Consider the following 26,149-nt stretch of genomic DNA (forward strand, 5'->3'; position numbering starts at 1 on the left):
TGATCCCGCAAAAATCCACTCAACAACTCACGACCCTCAACCGTACCTACAACAGCACGACCGTTCACAGTCATCGAGACCTGTGGCATGAGACCCTCCCTTTTTGATTGTCTTCCCTGCGCCGAGTTAAACACGGCAAATTCCGTTTGAGAACAAAAATATCGCGATGACCGGCCTTGCAGCAGTGCCACCCTGCGGCACGAAATCAGGCATTCCGCCCGGCACGCGGCTGCGGCCGGGTCGGGATTTCCTTGAGCAGTCCGCCGACCCCCATACAGGCGATATCGCGGCCTGATACCGGTATGCCACAGGCCACCCGGGACAGCACCCAATCCGCCCCGTTCAAGGCCGGAGACCGGGCGCAACCGGGCAGGCCGATGACCGGCCGATCCCCGAGTGTGCCCAGAAACAGGAGGTTGCCCGGGTCAACGGGCATGCCGAACCGTTCGACCTGTCCGCCCGCAAGGCGGAGTGCGGACGGCGCCACGTCCTCGGGATCCGAAGTGGCCGATCCAGTGAGGATCATCACAAGGTCTCCGCCTATGCCTGGCAGCACGGCGGCAAGTTCCGCCTGGTGATGCGCAACCGTGCGCACCTCGACCAGCGTCATGCCCAGCGCCTCGACCCGCCCCCGGATCGACGCGATACCCTTGTCATTGCTGGGCCCCCCGGGGATATCGGTGACGACAAGGCTTGCAGTCCTGTATACCGGCGCTGCAACGCGGATCGCCGCATGAGCGGCTGCGGCGGCCCGGTCGACATCCACCTGCGGAACTGCATAGGAAATGACCTTGATCGTCGCCACCATGCCGCCCGGCCCAACCTGCTGATATTGCGGCACCGTCGCCACGGTGATCATCGGATGCACCATGTTGAACCGTTCGATCGCATCGACATCCAGCATCACAACGCCCGGCCCGTCAGCCAGCAGGTTGACACGGCCAGTAAACGCATCGGTCACGCGCAGACCCATCGCTGCCGGGTCAGGCGCCAAGGCCGCCGCCAGTTGGCGCGCCGCCGCGTCTTCGTGGCAATCGTCCTGATCGAGGCGGGCGGCGATCACATCCGTAATGCCAGCCGCATTCAACTGCGCCAGATGCGCCGTTTCCAGCCTGAGCCCCTTGCGCAGTTTTTTGTCCCCGGCCTTGACGGAATGTGCCAGGATCGCCCCTTCGGCATCAGCTATGGCCAAGGGACCAAACTTCATGCCCTGCCCCGCAACACGGCCGTCATCTGGGCCAGGATGGCAACCGCGATCTCTGCCGGGCCAGCGGCGCCGATATCCAGCCCGATGGGGCCGTGAATCCGCGCGATCTGCGCCTCGGTAAAGCCCGCCTGCCGCATACGCTCCACGCGTTTTGAATGCGTGCGTGTCGAGCCAAGCGCGCCGATATAGAACACATCTGCGGCCAAGGCCGCTTCCAGCGCCGGATCGTCCAGCTTGGGGTCATGGGTCAACAGCACCAGCGCCGTGCGCGGATCAAGCCCCAGTTGGGCCACCGCCTCGTCCGGCCAGTCATGCAGGATGGTCTCGCCCGGAAACCTGTTCTCGCTGGCAAAAGCTTCGCGCGGGTCGATGATCACCGGGTCATATCCCGCGATCCGGGCCATCGGCACCAGCGCCTGCGCGATATGCACCGCCCCCACAACGATCAGCCGCAGCGGCGGGTTGTGGACCAGCACGAATGTTTGGCCATCTTCCTCGAAACCCGAACGGTCCATCCGCATCCGGTCGGGATAGGCGCCGCGCTTCAACGCGCGGTGGCCGGTTGTCAGGTTCACCTCATAGGCCAGCGCCTCGCGGCGGCCGCGGGCGGTAACCAGTTCTGCCAGCATCTCTTCCGAAAGGATCTTGCCGACCGGTTCAACCAGTACCCTGATCGTGCCGCCACAGGCCAGGCCGACAGCAAACGCGTCTTCGTCGCTGACCCCGAATTCCAGCAACCGGGCCTCGCCCTCGTCCAACGCTTCCAGGGCCTCGACGATCACCGCGCCTTCGACACAGCCGCCGGAAACCGATCCCTGAATGCGACCATCGCCCCCGATCACCAATTGCGAACCGGTTCGGCGCGGGGCGCTTCCCCAGGTCTCGACCACGGTGGCCAAGGCCGCACCCAGCCCTTGCCGGTGCCATTCCAGAGCTATCTCCGGACTGTTGTCAAATCGTTCCATGCCTGCCTCCCCCCTGTAAGTATGGTGAGGAAGGCGACCAATTCAATGGTGCGAAAGTCGGCCTTGCCGTCTGTCGCAAGACCGGCCCGGCGAAAGTGATCTTCGCCAGGCCGGAATCTGCGGTGATCGGGCTATGGCCCGCGCGGGAGCGCCAGACATAACCAACCCCCTTGGCAGATCATTCAGCCGGGGCGGGCTGTGTCGCCTCCCGGCGCACAAGCCGTTCCGGCAGCGCAAAGGCGAGCGCCACGAAACCGAGGCCCAGCACCAGCCCCAGGATATCGCCCGGAAGCGCTGTCAGACCTTCGTACTTGGAGCCGGGCACGGTTCCCAGCGTCACCGCCCCGCCTGCGATCTTGTCCAGCAAACCCGAAGCCTTCCACGCCGGATAGGTCACCATATAGGCGGCCGCGCCGAGCAATCCGCCAGCGACAAAGAACAGCGCGTCCTTGCGCCCCGCGGCCACCGCCACGACACCGGTACCCGGGCAATAGCCCGAGGCGGCCCAACCGGCCCCCAGCATCAGCCCACCTAGGAACACGCCTACATAAGCTGTCTTGACCGACATATGGCCGACCTCGACCAGGCCCAGCATCTGACCCCCGAACATCAGCGCCGACCCGGTGCCGATGGCCAACAGAATCGACTTGGCCAAGCGCAGATCGGTCAGGTTCAGCATACGGTTGATCGCGTTGGGGTTAGAGGCGCCAACCCGGTCCAACACGGCACCAAAGGCAGCCCCAATAACAACAGCGAGTAGAATCGAGGACATGGCTCAAGCCTCCTTGCGAAACATCAGGATGGAAACGGGAATCGCGGCGGCAAAGGCTCCGGCGGCAAAGATGTAGCCGCTCAGCGCGGTCTGCATCATTCCCGACATCATATGCCCCGAGGTACAGCCCCCCGCCAGCCGTGCGCCATAGAGCACGACGAACCCGCCCAGAAACGAAACCGCATATCGCTTGAACGTACTGTCCCCGAAATTGGCGCGCCACACCTCGGGAATGCTCCGTTCGCTTTGGCCAACCCCGCCGCGCGCCATCGCCGACAGGAACCCGCCCAGCATCATCGCCAGCACGAAGATGAAGGAATAGTTGAGCGGATCGGCTACCGACTTTGCATATTTGCCACCCGATTTCGCAAGATACGCGTTGGTCGAAGTAATGCCGTCATCGGTCTGGCTCACCAGATCCGGGTTCACCAGATCGCCAATGATCCCATCGACGATGACAAACTGTGTCGATACCCCGATCGGCTTGACCAGCAGGACGGCGGCAAAGAACACCAGCCCCAGCAGCAAGCCCCCCGCCTTCCAGTTCAAAGACATGTCTCTCTCCTCAAATCGCTTACATTCCAAATTTCGTATATCTTAATTATTCAAATATTTGCATGACATAGATCAAATAGACGGATCGCTGGCGCTATGACATAAATCAAATACACTGTTTCAATCCGTCCCTATTGAGGGTCTTCACATTTACGTGAGAGAACCTGTTCGATCGCCAGAAAGGACCGAACAAATGAGGCCAGAATCCAGCCCAGCCACACCTCATACGCCGGCGAAACGCGACGAGCGTCGCGCCTTCATTGCCCTCGCGGTCTTTCTGGCGCCCGCCCTTGCGGTTGCCATTGTCGGAGGATTGGGCTTCATCATCTGGATGTCGCAATTGATCTACGGACCGCCTGCGGGCTGAACCCATGTCTGCTGCGCGTTTTGCAACATCCAGCCGCCGTTCCGTTCTGACCGGTCGCGGCGCCGTCATTCGCCCCCCCTGGAGCACCGAAGCCTCGGTCATGGAAAAGTGCACCAGTTGCGGGGACTGTGTCGCCGCCTGCCCCGAAGCAATCCTGGTGCCCGGCCCCGGACGGACACCTGTGGTCGATTTCAGACAGGGCGAGTGTACGTTCTGTGGTCGATGCGCCGAAACCTGCGCCGAGGCGGTCTTTACCGACGTCAGTGAACGGCCCTGGACATTGGTCGCGTCCATTGATCCCGGCTGCATGATGACCTCGGGCATCAGTTGCCAATTGTGCCGGGACAGCTGCGAGGAACAGGCCCTGCGACTTGACTTTACTCAACGCCCCGTGGGCCGCATCGTCATAAAGGCAGAAGCATGCACAGGCTGCGGCGCCTGTCTGGCCACCTGCCCGGTGGACGCCATCACCCTGAGCCCGAACGAGACCGCCAATGTCTGACGTCACCCACATTTCCAGCCTCTTGCTGACCGCCGAACCGTCGCGCATCGCGTCTGTCGTTGCCGAGATCGAAACCTGCGCCGCGGTCGAAGTGGCGCTGACCGATCCGTCAGGCAAGATCATCGTCACGCTTGAGACACCCAGCGAAGCCGAGATTGTTGGCGAGCTCAACAGGCTCAGCCTGATCGACGGCGTTGTCAGCGCCGCCCTTGTCTATCACCAGTCCGAAAGCGGACTGTCCCCAATCGGTCAATAGCCGGACCCCGAGGAGGTATCCATGCCAAACCTGACCCGAAGAGATGTCATCAAGGCCCAGGCGGTTGCTGCCGCGGCCGCAGCCGCTGGCCTGCCGATACCGGCAGCCGCCCAGAACCTGGTGACCGATGCCCAGTTGACCGATCTGAAATGGTCCAAGGCGCCTTGCCGCTTCTGCGGCACAGGCTGCTCGATCATGGTCGCGACCAAGGCCGGCCGTGTGGTCGCCACTCATGGCGACGCCGAGGCCGAGGTGAACCGCGGCCTGAACTGCGTCAAAGGCTATTTCCTGTCCAAGATTATGTATGGACAGGACCGTCTGACGCAGCCGCTGCTACGCAAGTCGAACGGCGTCTACGACAAGAACGGCGACTTCGAACCGGTTTCGTGGGACGAAGCTTTCGACATTATGGCCGAGAAGTGGAAAGCCACGCTCAAGGCCAAGGGACCGCAAGGGATCGGCATGTTCGGCTCGGGCCAGTGGACGGTCTGGGAAGGTTACGCCGCCTCGAAACTGATGAAGGCGGGCTTCCGCTCGAACAACATCGACCCCAACGCGCGCCATTGCATGGCCTCGGCCGTGGTCGGTTTCATCCGCACCTTCGGCATCGACGAGCCAATGGGCTGCTATGACGACTTCGAACACGCCGACGCCTTTGTGCTCTGGGGTTCGAACATGGCCGAGATGCACCCGATCCTGTGGACCCGCATCGCCGACCGCCGGTTCAGCCACCCGCATGTCAAGGTCGCGGTCCTGTCCACGTTCCAGCATCGCAGCTTTGACCTGGCGGATATCCCCGCCGTGTTCACCCCGCACACCGATCTGGTGATCCTGAACTACATCGCAAATTACATCATCCAGAACGGCGCGGTGAACCAGGATTTCGTGGCCAAGCACGTGAACTTTGCCCGTGGCGCCACCGATATCGGCTATGGCCTGCGCGACAACCATCCGTTGCAACAGGCCGCTGCGAACCCGAACTCGGGCAAATCCGAACCGATGAGCTTTGACGAGTTCGCGGAGTTCGTCTCGGAATACACCCTGGAAAAAGCTGCCGAGATGTCGGGCGTTCCTGCCGAGACGCTGGAGAAGATCGCCGCTCTCTACGCCGATCCCGACACCAAGGTCATGTCGCTCTGGACCATGGGCGTGAACCAGCACACCCGGGGTGTGTGGGTCAACAACATGATCTACAACATCCACCTGCTGACCGGAAAGATCTCGCAACCCGGAAACTCGCCCTTCTCGCTGACCGGCCAACCCTCGGCCTGCGGCACCGCGCGCGAGGTCGGCACCTTTGCCCACCGTCTGCCCGCCGATCTGCTGGTCGCCAAGCCCGAGCACCGGGCGTATGCGGAAAAGATCTGGAAACTGCCCGCCGGTACCGTGCCGGAATGGGTGGGGGCACACGCCGTCTTGCAGAACCGCAAGCTCAAGGATGGCGAAATCAACTGCTACTGGGTGCAGGTCAACAACAACATGCAGGCAGCCCCGAACATGATGGAGGAAGGGCTGCCGGGCTACCGCAACCCCGACAACTTCATCGTGGTCTCGGACGCCTATCCCACCGTCACGGCCGAAGCCGCCGACCTGATCCTGCCCACCGCGATGTGGGTCGAAAAGGAAGGCGCCTATGGCAACGCCGAACGCCGCACCCAGTTCTGGTACCAGTTGGTCAATGCCCCGGGCGAGTCCAAGTCGGACATGTGGCAACTCGTCGAATTCTCCAAGCGCTTCACCACAGACGAGGTATGGCCAGCAGAAATTCTGGACGCAAACCCCGACTACAAGGGCAAGACCCTGTTCGAGGTGCTGTTTGCCAACGGCCAGGTCGACAAGTTCGAAATGACCGAGAAAGCCAAGGAATACGGCAACCACGAAAGCGAGGATTTTGGCTTCTACATCCAGAAGGGGCTGTTCGAGGAATATGCCGAATTCGGACGCGGACATGCGCATGACCTGGCCCCGTTCGACACCTATCACGAGGTGCGCGGCCTGCGTTGGCCGGTGGTCGATGGCAAGGAAACCAAGTGGCGGTTCAAGGAAGGGTCCGATCCCTATGTAAAACCCGGCTCGGATTTCGATTTCTACGGCAAGCCCGACGGCAAGGCGGTGATCTTTGCTCTGCCCTATGAACCGCCCGCAGAAAGCCCCGATGCGGACTATCCGCTCTGGCTCAGCACCGGCCGGGTTCTGGAGCATTGGCACTCGGGCTCGATGACACAGCGCGTGCCCGAACTGCACAAGGCCGTGCCCGACGCGCTGGTCTATATGCACCCCGACGACGCCGAGGCGATGGGCGTGCGGCGCGGCTCCGCCGTCAAGGTGGAATCCCGGCGCGGACACATCATCAGCCGGGTCGAGACCCGGGGCCGTAACAAGCCGCCCAAGGGGCTGGTCTTTGTGCCCTGGTTCGATGCGCGGCAGTTGATCAACAAGGTGACGCTCGACGCCACCGATCCGCTGTCGAAACAGACAGATTTCAAGAAATGCGCCGTGCGCGTCGTGCCGGTGGGAGTGTGACCATGAAACGCAAACTGTCCCTCGTTGCCGCTCTTGTTCTGGCCGTTGCCGGTTCAGCCATGGCACAAACCTCGATCGCGACCCTGCGCGGCGGCACACCGCTAAACACCGAAAGCGAACCGCCGGCAATGGCAAAGGAGATCAACTCGGATCTGCGCCAGGTGCGCAACTATCCCGAGCAGCCGCCGCTGATCCCACACAAGATCGACGGCTACCAGATAGACCTTAACGCCAACAAATGCCTGTCCTGCCACAGCCGCGCGGCGGTTGAGATCAGCCAGGCGCCGATGATCTCGATCACCCATTTCATGAACCGGGACAACCAGTTCCTCGCCTCGGTCACACCACGCCGGTACTTCTGCAACCAGTGCCACGTGGTGCAGACAGACGCCCGGCCGCTGGTCGAGAACGGGTTTGTCGATATCGACCAGGTGCTGGACTATGTGAAGAACAACCAGGGGAGCTCTGACTGATGCTGGGGTTCCTGAAACGGCTCTGGGCCACGATACGGCGGCCAAGTGTCCATTATTCCTTGGGTTTTCTGACCATGGGCGGGTTCGTGATGGGCATCGTGTTCTGGGGCGGGTTCAACACCGCGCTGGAACTGACCAACACCGAGACCTTCTGCACCTCGTGTCACGAGATGCGCGACAACGTCTATGCCGAGCTGAAGACGACGATCCACTATACCAACCGCTCGGGCGTGCGGGCGACCTGCCCGGACTGCCATGTGCCGCATGACTGGACCAACAAGATCGCGCGCAAGATGCAGGCCAGCAAGGAGGTCTGGGGCAAGATCTTTGGCACCATCAGCACGCGGGAGAAGTTCCTCGACAAGCGGTTGGAGCTGGCGCAGCACGAATGGGCGCGGCTGGAGGCCAATGACTCGCTGGAATGCCGCAACTGCCATTCCGACGAGTCGATGGACATCACCCGCCAGAGCGCGCGGGCGGCGGACTTCCACCAGCGGCTGCTGTTCACCGGCGAGAAGACCTGTATCGACTGTCACAAGGGGATCGCCCACCAGCTGCCCGACATGGGCCAGGCGAGCCTGCTGATCGGCGCCGGATCGGCCCAGGAGGTAAGCAGCTATCTGGACCGTTGAGGTCGCTTGCCGGGCCAGCACCGGCGGGTTAGCATGAAACCGACACGGGCGGCCTCTGTGCCGCCCGTTTCCTTGTAATGCTTTGTTTTATAGGAGAAATAAAATGTACAAAAAGAGGTTCGCAGCTCTTGCGATGGTCGGAACGAGTTTTGCCGCCACAATCGCCCTGGCGCAAGAATTCCAACCCTACGGCAGCGTCGAAGGCTGGAATGTCTTTGTCGACACGGCCAAGAAATCCTGCCTGATCGAGAGCGTGGATGCGGCCGAGAACGTGGTGCAGATGGGGCTGACCAAGGACCGGGGCGTCGCCTATATCGGTGTCTTCACCAAGGCCGAAACCGGCATCAAGAAGGGCGAAGCCGAACCCATCGCGATCCTGCTGGGCGAAAAGCTTTTCATTGGCGAGGCCACGGGGATGCGCGGCAATATTACCAAAGGATATTCAGGGGGTTACGTGTTGACCGACGATCCGTCGGTGGTCGAGGCGGTGGCCAAGGAATACGAGATGATCGTATTTCCGGAAAAGGCCTATACCTTTGCTGTGAACCTCACGGGCACCTACAAGGCCATCGAGATGGCGCGCGAGTGCAACGCCAAGCAACTGGAGTGAATGACCCCGTTTTGACCGTTTTGTACCGGCTCCAGACGGGCGATTGACCGTTTTGTACAGCGCGGAACACACCCGTATTTACCCGCCCTGGATACTCGGCTCTGAAACCCGGAGCCGAGAACAGGGGTCTCGTCAAATGGCGGGGGCCAACCGGACCCGCCACTTGCACCGACCAAAACGGCGACCGGTTTGCAGGTATGTCGAACTCGCCTCGCGCCTATTCGGGTTTGCGACAAATGATCTGAACCGGTTGTGTCCTTCGCTCCTCGATATTCCGTGCGGCGTTCTTCACGATCTGCGGCGCGAGTTCACCCAAAAGAATATGTGTGCCGAAAACCGGCGCTTCACCCTTGGCCGCGAGCGCCATGGCGGCCTTGTATCCTTGCAGGTATTTCTCCCCGGTATCCGTAACCTCGACATTCCTGAAACCGGTTTCCTTGAGGATATCCACCGTGTCCGACGGGCGCATCAGATAGGCCCCGCAGCCGTCTTCGGACCAAGGCACCGGATGGTGCGGTTCGCCCACCGGGCCCAGCCCGTGTTCGGTGAGCGCAAAAAAGGCGCCGGGCTTCAGGACCCGAAAGGCCTCGGCGAAAAAGGTGGTCCGGTCCGGCACATTCATCAGGACGTGCTGGCTGTATCCGCCGTCGAAGGTCTCGTCCTTGTAAGGGAGGTTCTGACCATCGCCATGTTGGCATCTCACGGCGTCCTGCATCGCGACCAATGCGCTTAGCTTGTTAGCGGCGTCGATGAAGGGCGCGGTGATGTCTATCCCCTCGACGCGACAGTTGAAACGCTTGGCCAGGTACCGGGCGGGGCCGCCAATGCCGCAGCCGATATCGACAAGGGTGTCGCCCTCTCGGATGGGTAAGGCATCTGCAAGCTCGACGGTGGCCGGGAACCCCCGCGCATGGAAATGGTCCACCGGTGCGAGTTGTTCGATGGTCAGAGTATTGGGATCAATCCCGGCCAGTTCCATCGTTTCCAGGATACGGGAATAGACATCTCCCTTGCCCCAATGATCGGAAATCTCTTGTGCTTTGGTCATTTGCCCCCCTCTTTGCAAAGTCACGATACCACAGTTTCGGAGGTCTTTGCAGGTCCGCACCTGAGCCGTTGCCCGGCGGCCAAACGGCATCAACCCGGCGGTATGGTGACTTTGGCGTTAACCCTCGCGGATTGCCGCCATCAGCCGCGCCTTTTCGCCCACGTCGTCGGGGCGCGAGATGACTTCGGCCAGTTCTTCGAGCGAGGCGATGGAATGGCCCGCGCGGAAGCTGTCGACATGGGGCAGCATGGCGCGGATGCCGCGCGCCTTGGGGGCAAACTCGGACCAGCGCAGGAGCGGGTTCAGCCAGATCAGGCGCCGCGAGGACAGGTGCAGGCGCTCCATCTCGGCGGCAAGCGCGCCCGGGTCGTCGCGGTCGAGCCCGTCGGTGATCAGCAGCACCACTGCGCCCTGCCCCATCACCCGGCGCGACCAGTCGCGGTTGAAGGCGTGCAGGCAGGCGCCGATGCGGGTTCCGCCCTCCCAATCCTGGGCCTCGGCCCCGGCGGATTTCAGCGCGGCGTCGACATCTCGGGTCTTCAGATGCCGGGTGACATTGGTCAATCGCGTGCCAAAGGTGAAGGCATGCACCTTGGCCCAGCCCTGCCCCTTGGCGTTGGATACGGCGTGGAGAAAATGCAGGATGATCCGGCTATATTGACTCATCGAGCCGGAAATATCGCAAAGCACCACGAGGTTTGGCCAGCGCGGGCGCGGTTCGGCCCGGGCGATGCTGTGCATCTCGCCACCCTGGCGCATGGCGGCGCGCAGGGTGCGGGCGCGGTCGATGCGGGGACCGAGAACTGCCGCCTGTTTGCGGCGCGAAGGGATCGGTTTTACCGGCAGGCTCAGGCGGGCCAGCATGCGTTTGGCGCGGGCGACCTCCTCGGTGCTCATCTGCTCGAAATCGAGTGTCTTGAGCTTTTCCTCGTCGGACATGGTGAGCGAGGCATCAACCTCGATCAGGGTTTCCTCGCCCTCCTTCTCGGGTTCGGGTTCGGGCAATTCGGGCTGGATGCCGTCAAGCAGCGCTTCGGCGGCGCGTTTCTCGGCCGCCTGGGCGCTACGTTCCTCCTGCACGCCGCGAATGGCGGGCAGCATCATCGACATCATGTGTTCGAGATAGCGCGGGTCGCGCCAGTAGAGGCGGAAGACCTGGGCAAAGACGGTGCGGTGTTCGGGGCGGTTCACGAAACAGGCGTGCAGCGTCCAGTAGAAATCGCGTTTCTCGGTAAACCCCGCCGCCTCGACCGCGCGTACCGCGTCGATGACGCGGCCCGGCCCGATGGGCAGGCCCGCCTTGCGCAAGGCCCGGGCGAAATGGATGATGTTCTGCGCCAGACGCGGATTTTCCGGCAGGGCAAGCGGGGCGTATTCAGGCATGCGGCCTTCGCGGGGGCTCTGCCCCCGCACCCCCGGAGTATTTCGGACCAGAAAGAAGCATCAGGCGGGTTCCAAGGAGGCCTTGGCCTGGTCGAGGATGCGCTTGGCTTCGGAGCCTTGCAGTTTCTGGATATCGTCCTGGTATTTCAGGATCGCGCCCAGTGTGTCGGCAATGACCTCGGGCGAGAGGTCGATCACATCGAGTGCGAGGAGGCACTTGGCCCAGTCGATGGTCTCGGCCACGCCGGGTTTCTTGAACAGGTCCTCGGTGCGCAGGGTCTGGACGAAAGCCACCACCTGGCGGGAGAGGGTTTCGGCGGCCTCGGGCGCGCGGGCGTGCAGGATTTCGACCTCGCGGTCGAAATCGGGGTAGTCGACCCAGTGATAGAGGCAGCGGCGTTTCAGGGCATCGTGCACCTCGCGCGTGCGGTTCGAAGTGAGGATGACGATGGGCGGCTCGGGCGCCTTGATGGTGCCAAGCTCGGGGATGGTGACCTGGAAATCCGACAGCGCCTCCAACAGGAAGGCCTCGAAGGGTTCGTCTGTGCGATCAAGCTCGTCGATGAGCAGCACCGGCGCGCCCGCCGGGTCGGGGCGCATGGCTTGCAGAAGCGGGCGTTCGATCAGGAACTCGTCCGAGAACAGCTCGGTCTGGAGCGCCGCGCGGTCGGCGCCGCCTGCGGCCTCGGCGGTTCGGATGGCGACCATCTGGGCGGGGAAGTTCCAGTCGTAGACGGCCGAGGCGGCATCGAGCCCCTCGTAGCATTGCAGACGGATCAGGCGGCGGCCCAGAGCGGCGGCGATGGCCTTGGCGATCTCGGTCTTGCCGACGCCCGCCTCGCCCTCGAGAAACAGCGGCCGGCCGAGGCGCAGCGACAGAAACACGACCGTGGCCAGCGCCCGGCCGCAGACATAGCCCTGTTCGTCCAGCATCTGCTGGACGTCGTCGATGGATTGGCCTTTGGTCATCTGCTGCCTCCGCTCGGGTTTCCCGCTCTGGCCCAATGGGGCATCACCCCGGCGCCGCCGTCAAGCGGCAGTGTCCCGGTTTTGCCCCTGTCGGGATGCGACATAAGTCGAATGCTTAGGCGAATGTTGACGGTTGGCCGCTCAAATGGCATCACTTTGGAAACAACGAGGGGGCGGAAAAACCGTCCGCGACAGGCGATGACAGTGAGACTTGTATCAGTGACCCGCGGGTACGGGGCCGGTCCATGCGGATAACGGCCGTCACCTGTGTCAAGAACGAGGGGCCGTTCCTGCTGGAATGGATCGCCTTCAACCGGCTCTTGGGCGTGACCGATTTCCTGTTCTATTCCAACGATTGCAGCGATGGTACCGACCGGCTGCTGGACGCGCTGGCGGCGCGCGAGGATCTGGAGGCGCTGGCGGGACGGGTGGTGCATCTGCCGAACCCCGCCGAGGGGCGCAATTACCAGATGGAGGCGCTGAAGGATGCCGCCCATCAGCAGGTGGTGAAGCGCGCCGACTGGGTCTGGATCGCGGACGTGGACGAGTTCCTGAACATCCATGTGGGCGATCACACCATTCCGGCGCTGATCGAGGCCTGTGGCGATCCGGCGGCGATCTCGGTGCATTTCCAGTTCTTCGCCAATGACGGCATCGACGCGTTCGAGGACCGGCCGGTGATTGCGCAATTCACCCGCAGCCATAACCCCGACATCTGGTGTGGCGAGACCGCGATCGAGGTCAAGTCACTGACGCGCAAGGATTTCCCCTTGCAGTATTTTGGCGCCCACCGGCCGTTTTTCAGCGAGCGCAAGGGCGACAAGAAGACCCTGGCCTGGACCGACGGATCGGGGCGCAAGGTGCCGCACCGGTTTCTGGTGGCTGCCAATCCGCGCCGCATCCGCAAGTTTCCCGCCAAGGGCGCACGCGATTTTGCAACGCTGAACCATTACGCGCTGCGCTCGCTGGACAGCTACCTGGTCAAGAACGACCGGGGCGACGTGAACCGCGAGAACCGGGCGTTTGACGATACATACTGGCGCGAGCGCAACGATCCGGCCTGGCAGGATACCAGCATCGCGCGCTATCTGCCCGCGCTGGAGGCGGCGCTGGAGGCGCTGAAGGCCGATACCGAGATCGGCGCGCTGCATGCCGAGGCAGTGCGGCTCCATCGCGAGAAGCGCGATGCGCTGCTGGCGCGGCCCGCCTATATGCAGATGCAGGAGCAGCTGCGCCGGGCGCGCGCCCTGCCACCCGACGAAGAGGCGATGCTGCTAGAGATGGGGATGCTCTGACATGGTGCGCCTGAGGGTCATCAACCTGGGCCTGCCCAAGTCCGGCACCACGACGCTGGGCGTGGCCCTGCGCGCCTCGGGGCTGAAGGTGGCGGACTGGAAGGTGCGCAAGTTTCAGTCGGCCAACCCGCAGGTGGCGCGGCATTTCCTGGGTGACCTGATGTATCGCGGCTATTTCGAGACCGGCGATCCGCTGCACCTGCTGGATGAGTTCGACGCGCTGAGCGAGATCAACGTGGTGGGCGGCGATCTGAACCGCTGGCCGCAAACCGACTGGGGCCTGTTGTCGGCGATCATCGAACGGCATCCGGGGGCGAAGTTCATCCTGTCCTATCGCGATGCCGAGGCGCAGGCCGACAGCATGATCCGCTGGACCAACCTGGGCCGCAAGCGGTTGAAGATGTTCGATGTTCCGGGGCTGCCGGGAACATATGGGCGCGAACCGGGGGATCTGGTGCGCTGGATCGACGGGCACAACCGGTTCTGCCGTCAGGTGTTTGCGGGCAATCCGAATTTTCTGGAATACGACATTCTGGACGAGGAAGCGCCGCAGAAGATCGGCGCATTTCTGGGCCTGCCGATCCGGTGGTGGGGCAAGGTCAACGACAATCCGGCGGACGAGGCGGCGGAACCCGCCCCGGCCGCGGGCGACAGTCAGGACGAGTGATGCGGATCATCCTTCATATCGGGCCCGAGGTGGCAGGTGCGGCGCGGATACAGGGCATTCTGGATGCCAAACGCGATGTGCTGCGCGCACAGGGCGCGCTGTTTGCGCGCAGCCCCGGCACCCGCAATCACATGCGGCTGGCGATGGCGGTCAGCGATCCGGGCCATGTGGACCTGTTCCGCTATAACCGGGGCTTCACCGCGCCTGAGGCGCAGGAGAAGCTGCGTGAGGGCGTGATTGAGGCGCTGACGCGCGAGATGGAGGAGGCAAAGCCCGAGACGCTGATCCTGTCAGCGGCGCAGATGGCGACCTCGCTGCACCGCCCATCGGAGATCGCACGGCTGCGCGACCTGCTGGCGCCCTTGTCCGAGGATGTTCAGGTGGTGGCGGTGGTGGGCGATCCCGCCCGGCTGTTGCTGGCGCATTACGCCGCCCAGGTGTCCGAGGGGCGGGCCACACCGCTGGACCAGGAGCTGGCGCTGGCGGCATCGCCCGACTGGTGGAACACGGCGCTGGCGGGCATGCCCGCGATCGACCCGCTGAAAGGCCAGTTCGAGGAGACGCAAGGCCCGGCCTTCTGGCTGGATTTCACCGCGTTGCAAGCGCTCTGGGAAGAGGGGTTCGGACCGGGTTCGGTCCGGTTCTTGCCCTTTGACCCGAAGGTTCTGGCCGGGCATGGGGCCACGGATTTCGTGCGCGCCATGTTCGGGATCGAGCGCAACATAGGGCGTGCGGCTGTGGCCGAGATGCCCGCCGTGCCGCCGGCGGCGACGCTGACGCGGCAGCGGCAGTTCAACGAGATCCTGCTGCGCTATATCGCCAGTGGCGACAAGGTGGTGACCCGGCAATTGTGGCGCGCGCTGCTGGATGAGGTTGCGACCGACGGCCCACCGCCCGACGCCGGCGGGCTGGCGGCCCTGTCGGCGCGGTTCCGGGCGGCCAACGCGGCGCTGACGGCGCGGCATCCGGCCCTGACCGAGGCCTGTTTCGCACCGCCCTCCGCGCCCGTGGCCTGGGTCGAGGCGGACCCCGAACGCGGCTATCGCGCCTCGCAATACCTGCTGGCGGCGCGCTGGCGGATCGACAAGACGACCGAGGAGCATCTGAGCGCGCGGGCCGAACAGATTACCGCCGCCCCCCTGCCCGAGCCGCTGGTGCGGGCCGAGGAGGTGGTTGCGGAAGACGCGCCCGGGGACAATGCGCTGAGCCCGGCGGCGCGGCGGCTGATGCCGCCGGCGGCGGTGGAGAATTTCGAGAAGCTGCGCACATCCTCTTATGCACCGCATAACCGGATCGGCGCGGTGGACGAGGAACAGCTGGCCGCCGCGTTCAAGCCCGCCAAGCCGCGCAAGCTGGCCAAGGGCAAGACCGGCAACCTGATCGTGGGCTGCATGAAGAACGAGGCGCCCTATATCATCGAATGGGTGGCCTATCACCGGGCCATCGGGGTGGATAATTTCCTGATCTACACCAACGACTGTTCCGACGGCACCGACGAGATCCTGCAAAGGTTGCAGGAATTGGGCGTTTTACAGCATCGCAACAACGACAAGTGGAAGGGCAACTCGCCCCAGCAATACGCGCTGAACCAGGCGTTGAAGGAACCGGTGCTGAAGAACAGCGACTGGATTATTCATATCGACGTGGACGAGTTCATCAATATCCGCTGCGGTAATGGCACGCTGGATGATTTCTTTGCCGCCGCGCCGGATGCCACCAACGTGGCGATGACCTGGCGGCTGTTTGGCCATAATGGCGTGACCGGGCTGAAGGACGAGTTCGTCATCGACCAGTTCGACGCCTGCGCGCCGAAATACTGCCCCAAGCCGCACACGGTCTGGGGGTTCAAGACCATGTTCCGCAATATCGGCGCCTATGAGAAGATCAGCTGCCACCGGCCCAACAAGCTGGACGAGGAGTTCAGCGACAAGGTGAAATGGGTCAATGGCTCGGGTCAGGACATGACCGGAGAGGTGCTGAAATCGGGTTGGCGGAACTCGAAGAAATCCATTGGGTATGATCTGCTCCAGCTCAATCATTACGCGCTGCGCAGCGCCGAGAGTTTCCTGGTCAAGCGCCAGCGCGGGCGGGCACTGCATGTGGATCGCTCGATCGGGCTGAACTACTGGATCCGGATGGACTGGAACGACCACCGCGATGTCACGATAAAGCGCAACCTGCCGCGACTGCGCGAGGAATACGACCGGCTGATGGCCGACGACACGCTGCGCGCGTTGCATCAGGCCGGGCTGGACTGGCACCGCGCCAAGGCAGAGGAGTTGCACGCGATGCCCGAGTTCGAGGAGCTTTACGAACAGGCGCTGGAGGTGCGGTTGAGCGGAACGGAACGTGTCGCCTATGCGCTGGCGCTGGATGTGGAGAGCTGAGAAATGGCGGACGGCACCCGAACCGACGACGGCAAATTCATCATCTCGCGCGGGATGCGGTTTCCGCTGGAGGGCGACATCCTGCCGAAACGGGTGCGGGTGCTGCTGCGCACCGATGGCTATGAGGCCAAGGAGGCGCGCGCGGCCTATCGGCTGGTGCAGGAGGGCGACGTGGTGATGGAGCTGGGCGCCGGCATCGGGTTCATGTCGACGCTGGTGGGAACCAAGACAAAGGCCGCCGAGGTGCATTGTTTCGAGGCCAACCCGCGCCTGATCCCCTATATCGAGGCGGTGCATGCCGCCAATGGCGTCACCAACGCGCATATCCATCATGCCCTGCTGGGGCCGAAGCCGGGGCGGCGGGCGTTTTACCAGCGTGCTTCGATCCTCGACAGCTCGCTGGAGGTGCTGCCCGAGGATGACGACACGGTGGAAAAGGTGCAGGTGCCGGTGATGGACGGCGCCAAGGCGCTGGCGCGGATCAAGCCCAGCGTGCTGATCTGCGATATCGAGGGGGCCGAGGCCGATTTGTTGCCCGAGCTCGACCTGAGCTGCCTGCGCGCGGTGCTGATCGAGCTGCACCCGCAATGGATCGGCAAGGCGGGGATCGCCCGGGTGTTCGAGGCGATGAGCCGCGCCGGTCTGGTCTTTTTCCCGCGATGGTCGCAGGGTAAGGTTGCGGTATTCCGCAGCGATTGGTGAGGGCGCATGCGTATTCTGGCCGTTCTGACCGTGCGTAACGAGGCGGCGTTTCTACTGGAATGGCTGGCCCATCACAGGGCGGTTGGCTTTACCGATTTCCTGGTGTTTTCGAACGACTGCCAGGATGGCACCGACGCGATGTTGGACCGGCTGGCGGAAATGGGCCAGCTGACGCACCTGCGCAACGATGGCCCTTATGACAAGGGCGGTATCCAGTTCACCGCGCTGAAATCCGCCTCCAGGCACAAGCTGGTGAAACAGGCCGACTGGATCCTGCCGCTGGACGTGGACGAGTTCGTCAATATCCACGCAGGCGATGGTACGGTGCCCGACCTGCTGGCCGCCCTGCCCGAAGCCAGCGCGATCACCCTGACCTGGCGACTGTTCGGCAATGGGGATGTGACGCGCTTTGCCGATGAACCGGTGACGGGTCAGTTCACCCGCTGCGCGCCGGAAATCCTGTTCTGGCCCTGGCGGGCATCTATGTTCAAGACGCTTTACCGCAACGATGGCATCTATCGGAAGCTGGGCGTACACCGGCCGCGCAATCCGGTGCCCGAGCGGCTGGACGAAGCGCGCTGGTTCGACAGCCACGGGCGCGAGCTGGATGCGCAATTTCGCGAAAGCCGCATCTTTTCCAGCTATGGCCGACCGAATTACGGGCTGGCGCAACTGAACCATTACCCGCTGGGTGCGATGGAAAGCTATGTGCTGAAGGCCGACCGGGGCCGCGCGGTGCATTCCGACCACATGCTGGATGTCGATTACTGGGTCGAGCGGAATTTCAACACCGATACGGATACCTCGATTACCCGGATGGCGGCGCGGTCCGAGCCGATCCGGCGGGAGTTGATGGCTGATGCCAAACTGGCGCGGCTGCACAAGCGCGCCGTGGCCTGGCGCCAGAAACGCTTTACCGAGCTGATGAAACAGGAGCCATACCGGGCGCTTTTCGCGCGGTTGCTGATGACGCCGCCATCGCGGCTGATCAACGCGGCATCCGCGCGGACGCTGGTGGGGTTTGCCAATCTGGGCCGGATGGAGGCCGCCGAGAGCGGCCCGGAAAACGGCCCGAAACCGGCCTGAGATTTGCCCATTTTGGCCTCAATTCGCCGATAATTATTGATCCCGTAACCGGTCCGTCGCGAGGCCGGAGGTTTGAGGATCAGTTATGCAGGACGCACAGACAAGCATCGACGACTCCATCGCCGGGTTTCGCCGCGAAGTCTGGAAGCAGAAGCTTCTGGAACAGGCCGAGGCCGAGGGCATGGCCCAGGATCTGGGCGATCGCCATTTCGCGACTTTCATCGACCGGGACGCCACGCTGATCGTGACCTTCGAGACCGCCGAAGGCATCCGCGCCATGTCGGAGACGCACCAGCCGTTTGGGTTCGAGCTGGTCAAGTCCAAGGGCTGGTCGCATCTGTGCATCATTTCCGAGGGGGACACATGGTTTCGCGACCCCAAGGTCTATGGCTTTTTCGACCGGCTGATCGACGACGGGTTCTTTGAGGATTTCAGCCGGGTTGTGTTCTATGGCGCCGGTCCCTGCGGCTATGCGGCGGCGGCCTTTTCCGTGGCCTCGCCGGGCGCCACCGTGGTGGCGGTGCAGCCGCAGGCGACGCTGGATGCGCGCATGACCGAATGGGACGACCGGTTCACCGAGATGCGCCGGGTGTCGTTCACCGACCGCTATGGCTATGCCCCTGATATGCTGGATGCGGCAGAGCACGCCTTTATCCTCTATGACCCGGTCGAAACGCTGGATGCGATGCATGCCACGCTGTTCCAGCGTTCGAACGTGACCCGGTTGCGGATGCGATACATGGGCGGCGAGTTGCAGGCGCGGCTTTTGGATATGAGCCTGCTCTATCGCATCCTGACCCTGGCGGGATCCGGCAAGCTGAATGCGCGCAGCTTCTTTCAGCTCTATCGCGCGCGCCGCTCTTATCCGCGATACCTCAAGGGTTTGGTGGCCGTTCTTGACCGGCAGAACCGGCCCTATCTGAACATGGTCGTCTGCCGCAACGTGATTGCGCGGATGCCGGCACGCCGATTCCGCCGACGTCTGGAAGAGTTGGAAGAGGACGCGCGCGCCGGAAAGTTCACGCCGCCCCCCGGTCAGGTCTGAGATTTCAGCAGACGCTTGCGGATGTGATGCCGCCAGCGATGCGTGATCCGCAACCAGAACAGAATCAGCGGCGCCATCGGGCCTGCGGCCTCGATCTCGATCCGGTCGATCAGGCGGGCGCGGCCGCCCTGCGGCTGCACCTCCAACTCGTGTACCATGCGGCGCATGCCATGGCCGATCTCCTCGGATGTCATCCGCCGCGCCACCGGGTCGAACAGGGTCACCTCCATCCGGTAGGGTTGCGACGGGAACAGGCCGAGCAGCGACAGGTCGACATCGATGATCTGCCCCTGACGGACCTGGCCCGAGGGCAGATGATCCAGCCGCATCCACGGCTGGATCACCGCATCCAGCGTGTCGAGATCCGTCACCAGCCGGAACAGCCGGTCTGGATCGGTGTCATAGGTATGTTCCAGTGTCAGCCTGCGGCGCATCACGTCCCCCTGCCGGGCCAGACTGCCGCGCCCGCGGGCACCTGAGAACCGCGCAAATTGCCTCGCCCCCTTTCCCGGATGCCGCACCTGTGCTAGCGGGGCGGCATGACCCAGAGCCTCACGATCCGCCGCCCCGACGACTGGCACCTGCATCTGCGCGACGGCGCCATGCTGGCCGCCGTTCTGCCCGAAACCGCGCGCCATTTCGCCCGCGCCATCATCATGCCGAACCTGGTGCCGCCGGTGGTGACCGGGGCGCAGGCGGCCGCGTATCGCGGCCGGATCCTGGCGGCGTTGCCCGAGGGCATGACCTTCGAACCGCTGATGACGCTCTACCTGACCGAGCAGACCGATCCCGACGATCTGGCGGCGGCGCACGCCAGAGGGCTGATCACCTCGGTCAAGCTCTACCCGGCGGGTGCCACCACCAATTCCGCGAGCGGCGTCAAGGATTTTGACAAGGTGCGCCCGGTGCTCGAACGTATGGCCGAAATCGGCTGCCCGCTCTGCGTGCATGGCGAGGTCACGGATCGCGAGATCGACATTTTCGATCGCGAGGCGGTGTTCATCGACCGGGTGCTTGACCCGATCCGCCGCGCGACACCGGGGCTGCGCGTGATCATGGAGCACATCACCACAAAGGACGGGGTCGACTATGTGGCATCGCACTCCGAGGGTCTGGGGGCGACGATCACTGTCCAGCACCTGATGTTCGACCGCAATGACATGCTGGTGGGCGGCATGCGCCCGCATTACTACTGCCTGCCGATCCTCAAGCGCCGCCAACACCGCGAGGCGCTGGTCGCTGCCGCCACGTCGGGCGATGCGCGCTATTTCCTTGGCACCGACAGCGCACCCCATCCGACCCACGCCAAGGAGGCCGAATGCTGCGCCGCGGGCTGTTTCACCGCGCCCATCGCGCTCTCCTGCCTGGCACATGTGTTCGAGGAAGCGGGCGCATTGGACAAGCTGGAAGGCTTTACCTCGCTGCACGGTCCCGCCTTTTATGGCCTGCCTGTCAATGCCGACACGATCACACTCAGCAAACTTGACCCGCTCGACATCCCCAAGACCCTGCCCGTCGGGGAGCACACCGTCACCGTCTTCGATCCCGGCTTCCCGCTGCATTGGAGGGTGACCGGGTAACAAATTCTTCGACGAAGAATTTGTCCCAGAATTTTCCTTAAAATTCTGGTCCCGCCCTTGAAAAACGGAACCTGACCATGATCCCTGCTTCTTACCCCACCCGCGAAGAGATCGCCCGCCTGACCGCCCGCATGCTGCTGGAGATCGGCGCGGTGAATTTCAACACCGAAGAACCTTATATCCTGGCCTCGGGCCTGCCCTCGCCCAGCTATATCGACTGCCGCAAGCTGATCTCCTTTCCGCGCATCCGTTCGACGCTGATGGATTTCCTGACCGTCACCGTGATGCGCAACGCAGGGTTCGAGGCCTTCGACAATATCGCTGGCGGCGAGACGGCCGGCATCCCCTTTGCCGCGCTGGTGGCCGAACGGATGGCGCTGCCGATGACCTATGTGCGCAAGAAGCCAAAGGGCTATGGCCGCAACGCCCGCATCGAGGGCGCGATGAGCGAGGGGCAGCGGGTGCTGCTGGTCGAGGATCTGACCACCGATGGCGGCTCGAAACTGTCTTTCGTCGATGCGATCCGCGAGACCGGCGCAAGCTGTGGGCATACGGCGGTGATCTTTTACTACGACATCTTCCCCGAGACGGAAAAGACGCTGGGCGATCACGGGGTTGCGCTGCATTACCTGTGCACCTGGTGGGATGTGCTGGCCGAGGCGCGCATCCAGGGCGCGTTTGACGCAACGACGCTGAACGGGGTCGAAGCGTTTCTCAAGGATCCGCGCGCCTGGCAGGCGGCCCACAAGAGCTGAGCCCGGACGTAAGGGAAACCGGGCGCCGCCTTGCCGGTTGGCGCCCGCATTCTACCATATGTTGACGCGCACCCACCTTTTCCGCCAAGATAAGGGGGTTCGGAGATATACACAGCATATCCCCAGAAAACATACATCTTGGCCGACTCGCGACGCTCGGCTATGACCTCTGACCCAAGAGGCGGTAGAGCAGCAATGAACGAAATCACCACAATCGGACAGACGTCCGCCGAGGTTCAGAACCCCGATACCATGCCGCATTCGGTCGAGGCCGAACAGCAGCTGTTGGGCGCGATCCTGACCAACAACGACCTTTACGACCGGGTCGCCAACATCATCGGGTCCGAGCATTTCTATGACCCGGTGCATGCCCGCATCTGGGAGGTGGCCGCGGCGCGGATCGCCAAGAACGCGCTGGCCTCGCCGGTAACGCTGAAATCCTTCATGGCCGAGGATGCGGGACTGGCGGAACTGGGTGGCGCGGCCTATCTGGTCAACCTTGCCGGCGCCTCGATCAGCGCCTTTGCCGTGCGCGACTATGCGCAGATGATCTATGACCTGGCGATCCGGCGCGAACTGATCCGGCTGGGCCGCGACATCTCGGACAAGGCCGCGCGCGTCGATGTGGCAAGCGAGCCCAAGGAGCAGATCGTCGAGGCCGAACAGAAGCTTTACAAGCTTTCCGAGCAGGGCCAGACCGACAGCGGTTTCAAGAGCTTTCTCAAGGCGGTGACCGAAGCGGTCAATGTTACCAACCAGGCCTATCAGCGCGGCGGCGGCATGGCCGGAATCTCGACCGGGCTGGTCGATCTGGACAAGCAGCTGGGCGGGTTGCACCCGTCCGACCTGATCATCCTGGCCGGGCGTCCGTCGATGGGCAAAACCTCGCTGGCAACCAATATCGCGTTCAACGTGGCCAAGGCCTATAAGCGCGGATTGCGCCATGACGGCACCGAGGGCGCGGTGGATGGCGGCGTGGTGGGCTTCTTCAGCCTGGAAATGAGCGCCGAGCAGCTGGCGGGCCGGGTTCTGGCCGAGGCTTCGGAAATCTCCAGCCACAAGATCCGTCAGGGCGACATGACCGAGGGCGAGTTCCGCCGCTTCGTCAACGCCGCCAAGGATCTGGAGGCCTGTCCGCTGTTCATCGACGACACGCCCGCTCTGCCGATCAGCCAGCTTGCCGCCCGGGCGCGGCGGCTGAAGCGGACGCATGGGCTGGACCTGTTGGTGATCGATTATCTCCAGCTGTGCCGGGGCATGGCCGAGAACCGGGTGAACGAGATCGCCGAAATCTCGATGGGGATGAAGGCCATCGCCAAGGAGCTGAACATCCCGGTCATCGCCCTGTCGCAGCTCTCGCGTCAGGTAGAAAACCGCGACGACAAGCGGCCGCAGCTCAGCGACCTGCGGGAATCGGGCTCGATCGAACAGGACGCCGACGTGGTGATGTTCGTGTTCCGCGAGGAATACTATAAGGAACGCGAGAAGCCCGGCGATCACGAGCTGGACAAGATGGAAGAGTGGAAGACCGCGATGGAGCGGCTGCATGGCAAGGCCGAGGTGATCGTGGGCAAGCAGCGTCACGGCCCGATTGGCACGGTCGAACTGTCGTTCGAGGCGCAGTTCACCCGCTTTGGCAACCTGGTAAAGCCCTGGCAGCAGGGCGGCGAGATCGAAGGGTACTGATCTGTCGCGCGTCGGCCGCTGTAGGGTGGGCAGTTCTGCCCACCGCACGCGCGGAGATTTCCCGGGAACTGGCAATGGTGGGCAAGACTGCCCACCCTACGGGTCTGCTACTCAACTCCGGCGCAGAACTGACCAGGCGACCGCCCCGCCAAGCGCTATAAATACCATTCCAAAACAGGCAGTTATGGCGCGTTTTGCACGCGAAAATACGCGCATTGCCTGACCGGTGGAGAACACCGTGGCGGTAATCGAATGCAGGCAGATCGCCAGCGCACCACAGAAGGCGACGATCAGAACCAGGAACCAGCCGGGCGCACCTGCCGGGACCGCCGTGGTCATCACCGAGCCCCAGAACAGCGCCGCCTTGGGGTTGGTCAGACTGACGATCAGACCCTGGCGCAGACCGCGACCGGGGGCGGGTTCTGCCGCCACCACCACCTCTTGCCGCCGGGCGGCGGCGGCAAGGGATTTGCAGCCCAGCCAGATCAGATAACCGGCACCGACAAGTTTCAGCATCAGCATCGCGCGCGGGAACAGGTCGAACATGGTTGCCGCCCCGGCCACGGCCAGCCCGGCCCAGAGCGTTGCCCCGATCGACAGACCCAGCGCCAGTTTCAGCCCTTGCGCGCGCCCGTGGGAGAGCGACGCACTCATCACCGCCAGCATGTTCGGCCCCGGCGTGATCCAGCCCAGGAGGTTGACGATCAGGATGACACCGATGGTGTTGAGATATTCCATGCGCGGGCTCCGATCCGTGCGTCAGGTCAGGATCGCAGGAAATAGAACAGGGTCAACAGGATACCAAAGCCAATGACCGCGCCCCGCAACAGGCTCTGCGGGATGTGCCGGGCCAGAGTGCCGCCACCATACCCGCCCAGCGTGGCGCCCGCCATCATCACCAGCGCCTCGGGCCAGGCGACGGCGGCGCTGAGGCCGTAGATTGCCACCGCCAGCACGCTGATCCAGCCGATGACGGCGTTCTTGACCGCGTTGGCCAGGTGGAAATCCTCGTATCCGGCAAGGATCAGCGCGGCGAGCATGATCTGCCCCAGTCCGGCGCCGAAATAACCGCCATAGACCGAGAACAGAAACAGCATCGCCCAGACGGCCCCCTGTCCCAGCGACCGGGCGGCGAGCCAGCGGCGCAGGCGCGGGGCAAAAGCAAAGAGCGCGGTGGCGCTGGCCATCAGCCAAGGCACAAGACGCTCGAAGAGGCCCCCGCCCAACCCCACCAGCAACAGCGCGCCCAGCACCCCGCCCGCGCCGCAGACCGCCAGAAGCGGCCCGAGCGCGCGGCCGATGGCGCGCAGTTCGGCCCGATAGGCGGGCAGCGCGGCAAGGTTTCCGGGGACCAGCGCCACGAAATTGGTGGCATTGGCGACCATCGGCGGCAGGCCCACCGCCATCAGCGCCGGAAAGGTGAAAAAGGTGGCGCCCCCCGCCACGGCATTCAGCGCCCCGGCCAGCAGGGCCACGGCAAACAGCGCACCGGCAATGATCGGGTCAGGCAGGGCCATCCACCGCATCTGAGCGCTAAGCCCGCGCGCTGGCAAGGGGCTTGACGCGAACCCGACCGCTTGTCACTGATCGACATATGATGTTGCGTCTTTCCCCCTTGCCGCGCCGGGTGATCCTGGCCCGGCATTTCGGCCACCGCCGCAAGCGCTTTGCCGGTTAGCGACGGGTCTCGCACGCCCGTCCCCCCTGACCAGCAAAGAGAGAAAGACATGACCGAATTCACCGAAATCCCTGTCATCCGGCTGGGCCAGCGCCCTGACGCCGAGATCGCCGCCGATTTCCGCACCGCCTATGGCACCACCGGCTTTGGCTATATCACCGAGCATGGCATCGACCCTGACCTGATCGCGGCGCTGTTCGACGCCTCGCGCCGGTTTCACGCGCTGCCGATGGAGCGGAAAATGGCGGTGGCCGTGGACCGCAGCCATCGCGGCTATATCCCGATCAACACCTCGACCGATGTGAACTCGACCCTCGCCACGGTGACCAAGCCGAACCAGTCGGCCAGCTTCATGATGATGCGCGAAGACAAGGTCGCCCAGCCAGAGGAATACCTGTCCGGCCCGAACCGCTGGCCCGAGCTGGAGGGGTTCCGCGAGGTGCTGGAAGCCTATGCCGGGGCGATGACAGCCCTTGGCTATCGGTTGATGAAGATCGCCCTGCAAGCTGCTGAAGTCACGGATATAAGCGTGATGCGCGCCTTTGACACCCCGACCATCTGGTTGCGCCTGCTGCACTATCCGCCCCAGCCTGCGGCCAGCCCCGAGGACCTTTACGGTTCGGCGCCGCATACCGATTTCGGCTGCCTGACCCTGTTGGTGCAGGACGATGTCGGCGGCTTGCAGGTCAAGACACCTGCTGGCAACTGGGTGGATGTGCCACGCCTGCCGGGGAGCATCGTGGTCAATGTCGGCGACATGTTGCACCGGATGTCGAACGGGCGGCTCTTGTCGACGCCGCACCGGGTGATCAACCGATCGGGCCGCGAAAGGTACAGTTGCCCGTTTTTCTACGATCCGCATGTGAACACGGTGATTGAACCGCTGCCCGGAACCGGAGCGCCAAAGTTTCCGCCGCTGAAATTCGCCGATTTCCTGCGATCGGAACTGGAAGCGGCCTATGATGCGCATAAACCCGCCAGCGGTCAGGGCGTTTCCCCTTGACCT

Annotated in this window: 27 protein-coding genes and 1 pseudogene; 17 read left to right on the forward strand and 11 right to left on the reverse strand. The window is 63.5% G+C overall.

Features of this window, described 5'->3' with window-relative positions; translation table 11 throughout:
- The 5 genes and pseudogenes from G0P99_RS24695 to G0P99_RS05065 form a co-directional block, all read right to left on the reverse strand.
- A pseudogene (locus G0P99_RS24695) lies at positions 1-89 on the reverse strand ((2Fe-2S)-binding protein); the annotation flags it as partial.
- Between the two features lie 116 nt (positions 90-205).
- Positions 206-1,207 carry a molybdopterin-binding protein gene (locus G0P99_RS05050; protein ID WP_164128305.1) on the reverse strand — a complete coding sequence of 334 codons (1,002 nt, stop codon included), beginning with the start codon at positions 1,205-1,207 and terminating at the stop codon, positions 206-208.
- Positions 1,204-2,172: an XdhC family protein gene (locus tag G0P99_RS05055; protein WP_164128306.1), complete on the reverse strand. Its 969-nt coding sequence runs from the start codon at positions 2,170-2,172 to the stop codon at positions 1,204-1,206. The genes G0P99_RS05050 and G0P99_RS05055 overlap by 4 nt, the downstream gene beginning before the upstream one ends.
- Positions 2,173-2,350: 178 nt before the next feature.
- On the reverse strand, positions 2,351-2,944 hold the full coding sequence (locus tag G0P99_RS05060; RefSeq protein ID WP_164128307.1) for a YeeE/YedE thiosulfate transporter family protein: 594 nt from the start codon (positions 2,942-2,944) through the stop codon (positions 2,351-2,353).
- A gap of 3 nt (positions 2,945-2,947) precedes the next feature.
- Complete coding sequence (locus tag G0P99_RS05065) at positions 2,948-3,499, reverse strand: YeeE/YedE thiosulfate transporter family protein (RefSeq protein WP_164128308.1); 552 nt, start codon at positions 3,497-3,499, stop codon at positions 2,948-2,950.
- 193 nt (positions 3,500-3,692) lie between these two features.
- Between G0P99_RS05065 and G0P99_RS05070 the strand changes: the two genes are divergently transcribed.
- The 7 genes from G0P99_RS05070 (at position 3,693) to G0P99_RS05100 (ending at position 8,862) form a co-directional block, all read left to right on the forward strand.
- The gene (locus tag G0P99_RS05070) at positions 3,693-3,866 is read left to right on the forward strand and encodes a periplasmic nitrate reductase, NapE protein (protein WP_164128309.1); all 174 of its coding nucleotides are present in this window, start codon (positions 3,693-3,695) and stop codon (positions 3,864-3,866) included.
- 4 nt (positions 3,867-3,870) lie between these two features.
- A complete protein-coding gene (gene napF / locus G0P99_RS05075) occupies positions 3,871-4,368 on the forward strand; it encodes a ferredoxin-type protein NapF (protein WP_164128310.1) in 498 nt (165 codons plus the stop codon).
- Entirely contained in the window at positions 4,361-4,624 is a 264-nt protein-coding gene (locus G0P99_RS05080; RefSeq protein WP_164128311.1) for a chaperone NapD, read from the forward strand. Before napF ends, G0P99_RS05080 begins: the two co-directional genes overlap by 8 nt.
- 21 nt (positions 4,625-4,645) lie before the next feature.
- Positions 4,646-7,147, forward strand: a complete 2,502-nt coding sequence (gene napA, locus G0P99_RS05085; protein WP_164128312.1) for a periplasmic nitrate reductase subunit alpha — start codon at positions 4,646-4,648, stop codon at positions 7,145-7,147.
- A gap of 2 nt (positions 7,148-7,149) precedes the next feature.
- Positions 7,150-7,620, forward strand: coding sequence for a nitrate reductase cytochrome c-type subunit (locus G0P99_RS05090; protein WP_164128313.1), 471 nt, complete (start codon positions 7,150-7,152; stop codon positions 7,618-7,620).
- A complete protein-coding gene (locus tag G0P99_RS05095) occupies positions 7,620-8,252 on the forward strand; it encodes a cytochrome c3 family protein (protein WP_164128314.1) in 633 nt (210 codons plus the stop codon). The genes G0P99_RS05090 and G0P99_RS05095 overlap by 1 nt, the downstream gene beginning before the upstream one ends.
- Positions 8,253-8,355: 103 nt before the next feature.
- On the forward strand, positions 8,356-8,862 hold the full coding sequence (locus tag G0P99_RS05100; RefSeq protein WP_164128315.1) for a hypothetical protein: 507 nt from the start codon (positions 8,356-8,358) through the stop codon (positions 8,860-8,862).
- A gap of 217 nt (positions 8,863-9,079) precedes the next feature.
- On the opposite strand, the gene G0P99_RS05105 is transcribed toward G0P99_RS05100, so the two are convergent.
- The 3 genes from G0P99_RS05105 to G0P99_RS05115 all read right to left on the reverse strand — a co-directional run bounded on the left by G0P99_RS05105 (position 9,080) and on the right by G0P99_RS05115 (position 12,262).
- Complete coding sequence (locus G0P99_RS05105; protein WP_164128316.1) at positions 9,080-9,910, reverse strand: class I SAM-dependent methyltransferase; 831 nt, start codon at positions 9,908-9,910, stop codon at positions 9,080-9,082.
- A gap of 117 nt (positions 9,911-10,027) precedes the next feature.
- Positions 10,028-11,293 carry a VWA domain-containing protein gene (locus G0P99_RS05110; protein ID WP_164128317.1) on the reverse strand — a complete coding sequence of 422 codons (1,266 nt, stop codon included), beginning with the start codon at positions 11,291-11,293 and terminating at the stop codon, positions 10,028-10,030.
- Between the two features lie 60 nt (positions 11,294-11,353).
- A complete protein-coding gene (locus G0P99_RS05115) occupies positions 11,354-12,262 on the reverse strand; it encodes a MoxR family ATPase (protein WP_164128318.1) in 909 nt (302 codons plus the stop codon).
- A 245-nt stretch (positions 12,263-12,507) separates the two neighbouring features.
- Here G0P99_RS05115 and G0P99_RS05120 point away from each other — a divergent pair, with 245 nt between their 5' ends.
- The 6 genes from G0P99_RS05120 (at position 12,508) to G0P99_RS05145 (ending at position 19,444) form a co-directional block, all read left to right on the forward strand.
- On the forward strand, positions 12,508-13,557 hold the full coding sequence (locus G0P99_RS05120; protein ID WP_164128319.1) for a glycosyltransferase family 2 protein: 1,050 nt from the start codon (positions 12,508-12,510) through the stop codon (positions 13,555-13,557).
- Between the two features lies 1 nt (position 13,558).
- Positions 13,559-14,224, forward strand: coding sequence for a sulfotransferase (locus G0P99_RS05125; protein WP_164128320.1), 666 nt, complete (start codon positions 13,559-13,561; stop codon positions 14,222-14,224).
- Positions 14,224-16,611 carry a glycosyltransferase family 2 protein gene (locus tag G0P99_RS05130; RefSeq protein WP_164128321.1) on the forward strand — a complete coding sequence of 796 codons (2,388 nt, stop codon included), beginning with the start codon at positions 14,224-14,226 and terminating at the stop codon, positions 16,609-16,611. The genes G0P99_RS05125 and G0P99_RS05130 overlap by 1 nt, the downstream gene beginning before the upstream one ends.
- A gap of 3 nt (positions 16,612-16,614) precedes the next feature.
- A complete protein-coding gene (locus tag G0P99_RS05135) occupies positions 16,615-17,313 on the forward strand; it encodes an FkbM family methyltransferase (RefSeq protein WP_164128322.1) in 699 nt (232 codons plus the stop codon).
- Between the two features lie 6 nt (positions 17,314-17,319).
- Positions 17,320-18,399, forward strand: coding sequence for a glycosyltransferase family 2 protein (locus G0P99_RS05140; RefSeq protein WP_164128323.1), 1,080 nt, complete (start codon positions 17,320-17,322; stop codon positions 18,397-18,399).
- Between the two features lie 85 nt (positions 18,400-18,484).
- Entirely contained in the window at positions 18,485-19,444 is a 960-nt protein-coding gene (locus tag G0P99_RS05145) for a phosphoadenosine phosphosulfate reductase (protein WP_164128324.1), read from the forward strand.
- Here the strand turns inward: G0P99_RS05145 and G0P99_RS05150 are convergent.
- On the reverse strand, positions 19,435-19,878 hold the full coding sequence (locus G0P99_RS05150) for an SRPBCC family protein (protein ID WP_164128325.1): 444 nt from the start codon (positions 19,876-19,878) through the stop codon (positions 19,435-19,437). The genes G0P99_RS05145 and G0P99_RS05150 overlap by 10 nt on opposite strands.
- 105 nt (positions 19,879-19,983) lie before the next feature.
- Here G0P99_RS05150 and pyrC point away from each other — a divergent pair, with 105 nt between their 5' ends.
- The 3 genes from pyrC to G0P99_RS05165 all read left to right on the forward strand — a co-directional run bounded on the left by pyrC (position 19,984) and on the right by G0P99_RS05165 (position 23,465).
- A complete protein-coding gene (gene pyrC / locus G0P99_RS05155) occupies positions 19,984-21,024 on the forward strand; it encodes a dihydroorotase (protein WP_164128326.1) in 1,041 nt (346 codons plus the stop codon).
- Positions 21,025-21,101: 77 nt separating this feature from the next.
- The gene (locus tag G0P99_RS05160) at positions 21,102-21,779 is read left to right on the forward strand and encodes an orotate phosphoribosyltransferase (RefSeq protein WP_164128327.1); all 678 of its coding nucleotides are present in this window, start codon (positions 21,102-21,104) and stop codon (positions 21,777-21,779) included.
- A 195-nt stretch (positions 21,780-21,974) separates the two neighbouring features.
- Complete coding sequence (locus G0P99_RS05165) at positions 21,975-23,465, forward strand: replicative DNA helicase (protein ID WP_164128328.1); 1,491 nt, start codon at positions 21,975-21,977, stop codon at positions 23,463-23,465.
- Between the two features lie 111 nt (positions 23,466-23,576).
- Here the strand turns inward: G0P99_RS05165 and G0P99_RS05170 are convergent, their stop codons facing one another.
- Both G0P99_RS05170 and G0P99_RS05175 read right to left on the reverse strand, forming a co-directional pair.
- The gene (locus G0P99_RS05170) at positions 23,577-24,203 is read right to left on the reverse strand and encodes a LysE family translocator (protein WP_164128329.1); all 627 of its coding nucleotides are present in this window, start codon (positions 24,201-24,203) and stop codon (positions 23,577-23,579) included.
- Between the two features lie 26 nt (positions 24,204-24,229).
- On the reverse strand, positions 24,230-24,982 hold the full coding sequence (locus G0P99_RS05175; protein ID WP_164128330.1) for a sulfite exporter TauE/SafE family protein: 753 nt from the start codon (positions 24,980-24,982) through the stop codon (positions 24,230-24,232).
- Between the two features lie 210 nt (positions 24,983-25,192).
- On the opposite strand from G0P99_RS05175, the gene G0P99_RS05180 reads away from it, so the two are divergent.
- Entirely contained in the window at positions 25,193-26,146 is a 954-nt protein-coding gene (locus tag G0P99_RS05180; RefSeq protein WP_164128331.1) for an isopenicillin N synthase family oxygenase, read from the forward strand.
- The last annotated feature ends 3 nt before the right edge of the window (positions 26,147-26,149 follow it).

The organism is Ruegeria sp. PrR005 (assembly GCF_010500245.1).
GTDB lineage: Bacteria > Pseudomonadota > Alphaproteobacteria > Rhodobacterales > Rhodobacteraceae > Ruegeria_B > Ruegeria_B marisflavi.

Excerpts from the sequence above, each read along its gene's own strand:
- napA (WP_164128312.1), top strand. The coding sequence starts at position 4,646 with ATGCCAAACCTGACCCGAAGAGATGTCATCAAGGCCCAGGCGGTTGCT.
- G0P99_RS05100 (WP_164128315.1), top strand. The coding sequence starts at position 8,356 with ATGTACAAAAAGAGGTTCGCAGCTCTTGCGATGGTCGGAACGAGTTTT.
- G0P99_RS05135 (WP_164128322.1), top strand. The coding sequence starts at position 16,615 with ATGGCGGACGGCACCCGAACCGACGACGGCAAATTCATCATCTCGCGC.
- G0P99_RS05140 (WP_164128323.1), top strand. The coding sequence starts at position 17,320 with ATGCGTATTCTGGCCGTTCTGACCGTGCGTAACGAGGCGGCGTTTCTA.
- G0P99_RS05060 (WP_164128307.1), bottom strand. The coding sequence starts at position 2,944 with ATGTCCTCGATTCTACTCGCTGTTGTTATTGGGGCTGCCTTTGGTGCC.
- G0P99_RS05105 (WP_164128316.1), bottom strand. The coding sequence starts at position 9,910 with ATGACCAAAGCACAAGAGATTTCCGATCATTGGGGCAAGGGAGATGTC.
- G0P99_RS05070 (WP_164128309.1), top strand. The coding sequence starts at position 3,693 with ATGAGGCCAGAATCCAGCCCAGCCACACCTCATACGCCGGCGAAACGC.
- G0P99_RS05065 (WP_164128308.1), bottom strand. The coding sequence starts at position 3,499 with ATGTCTTTGAACTGGAAGGCGGGGGGCTTGCTGCTGGGGCTGGTGTTC.
- G0P99_RS05180 (WP_164128331.1), top strand. The coding sequence starts at position 25,193 with ATGACCGAATTCACCGAAATCCCTGTCATCCGGCTGGGCCAGCGCCCT.
- pyrC (WP_164128326.1), top strand. The coding sequence starts at position 19,984 with ATGACCCAGAGCCTCACGATCCGCCGCCCCGACGACTGGCACCTGCAT.
- G0P99_RS05095 (WP_164128314.1), top strand. The coding sequence starts at position 7,620 with ATGCTGGGGTTCCTGAAACGGCTCTGGGCCACGATACGGCGGCCAAGT.
- G0P99_RS05145 (WP_164128324.1), top strand. The coding sequence starts at position 18,485 with ATGCAGGACGCACAGACAAGCATCGACGACTCCATCGCCGGGTTTCGC.
- G0P99_RS05050 (WP_164128305.1), bottom strand. The coding sequence starts at position 1,207 with ATGAAGTTTGGTCCCTTGGCCATAGCTGATGCCGAAGGGGCGATCCTG.
- G0P99_RS05170 (WP_164128329.1), bottom strand. The coding sequence starts at position 24,203 with ATGGAATATCTCAACACCATCGGTGTCATCCTGATCGTCAACCTCCTG.
- napF (WP_164128310.1), top strand. The coding sequence starts at position 3,871 with ATGTCTGCTGCGCGTTTTGCAACATCCAGCCGCCGTTCCGTTCTGACC.
- G0P99_RS05120 (WP_164128319.1), top strand. The coding sequence starts at position 12,508 with ATGCGGATAACGGCCGTCACCTGTGTCAAGAACGAGGGGCCGTTCCTG.
- G0P99_RS05110 (WP_164128317.1), bottom strand. The coding sequence starts at position 11,293 with ATGCCTGAATACGCCCCGCTTGCCCTGCCGGAAAATCCGCGTCTGGCG.
- G0P99_RS05055 (WP_164128306.1), bottom strand. The coding sequence starts at position 2,172 with ATGGAACGATTTGACAACAGTCCGGAGATAGCTCTGGAATGGCACCGG.
- G0P99_RS05175 (WP_164128330.1), bottom strand. The coding sequence starts at position 24,982 with ATGGCCCTGCCTGACCCGATCATTGCCGGTGCGCTGTTTGCCGTGGCC.
- G0P99_RS05150 (WP_164128325.1), bottom strand. The coding sequence starts at position 19,878 with ATGCGCCGCAGGCTGACACTGGAACATACCTATGACACCGATCCAGAC.
- G0P99_RS05080 (WP_164128311.1), top strand. The coding sequence starts at position 4,361 with ATGTCTGACGTCACCCACATTTCCAGCCTCTTGCTGACCGCCGAACCG.
- G0P99_RS05125 (WP_164128320.1), top strand. The coding sequence starts at position 13,559 with ATGGTGCGCCTGAGGGTCATCAACCTGGGCCTGCCCAAGTCCGGCACC.
- G0P99_RS05115 (WP_164128318.1), bottom strand. The coding sequence starts at position 12,262 with ATGACCAAAGGCCAATCCATCGACGACGTCCAGCAGATGCTGGACGAA.
- G0P99_RS05165 (WP_164128328.1), top strand. The coding sequence starts at position 21,975 with ATGAACGAAATCACCACAATCGGACAGACGTCCGCCGAGGTTCAGAAC.
- G0P99_RS05130 (WP_164128321.1), top strand. The coding sequence starts at position 14,224 with ATGCGGATCATCCTTCATATCGGGCCCGAGGTGGCAGGTGCGGCGCGG.
- G0P99_RS05090 (WP_164128313.1), top strand. The coding sequence starts at position 7,150 with ATGAAACGCAAACTGTCCCTCGTTGCCGCTCTTGTTCTGGCCGTTGCC.
- G0P99_RS05160 (WP_164128327.1), top strand. The coding sequence starts at position 21,102 with ATGATCCCTGCTTCTTACCCCACCCGCGAAGAGATCGCCCGCCTGACC.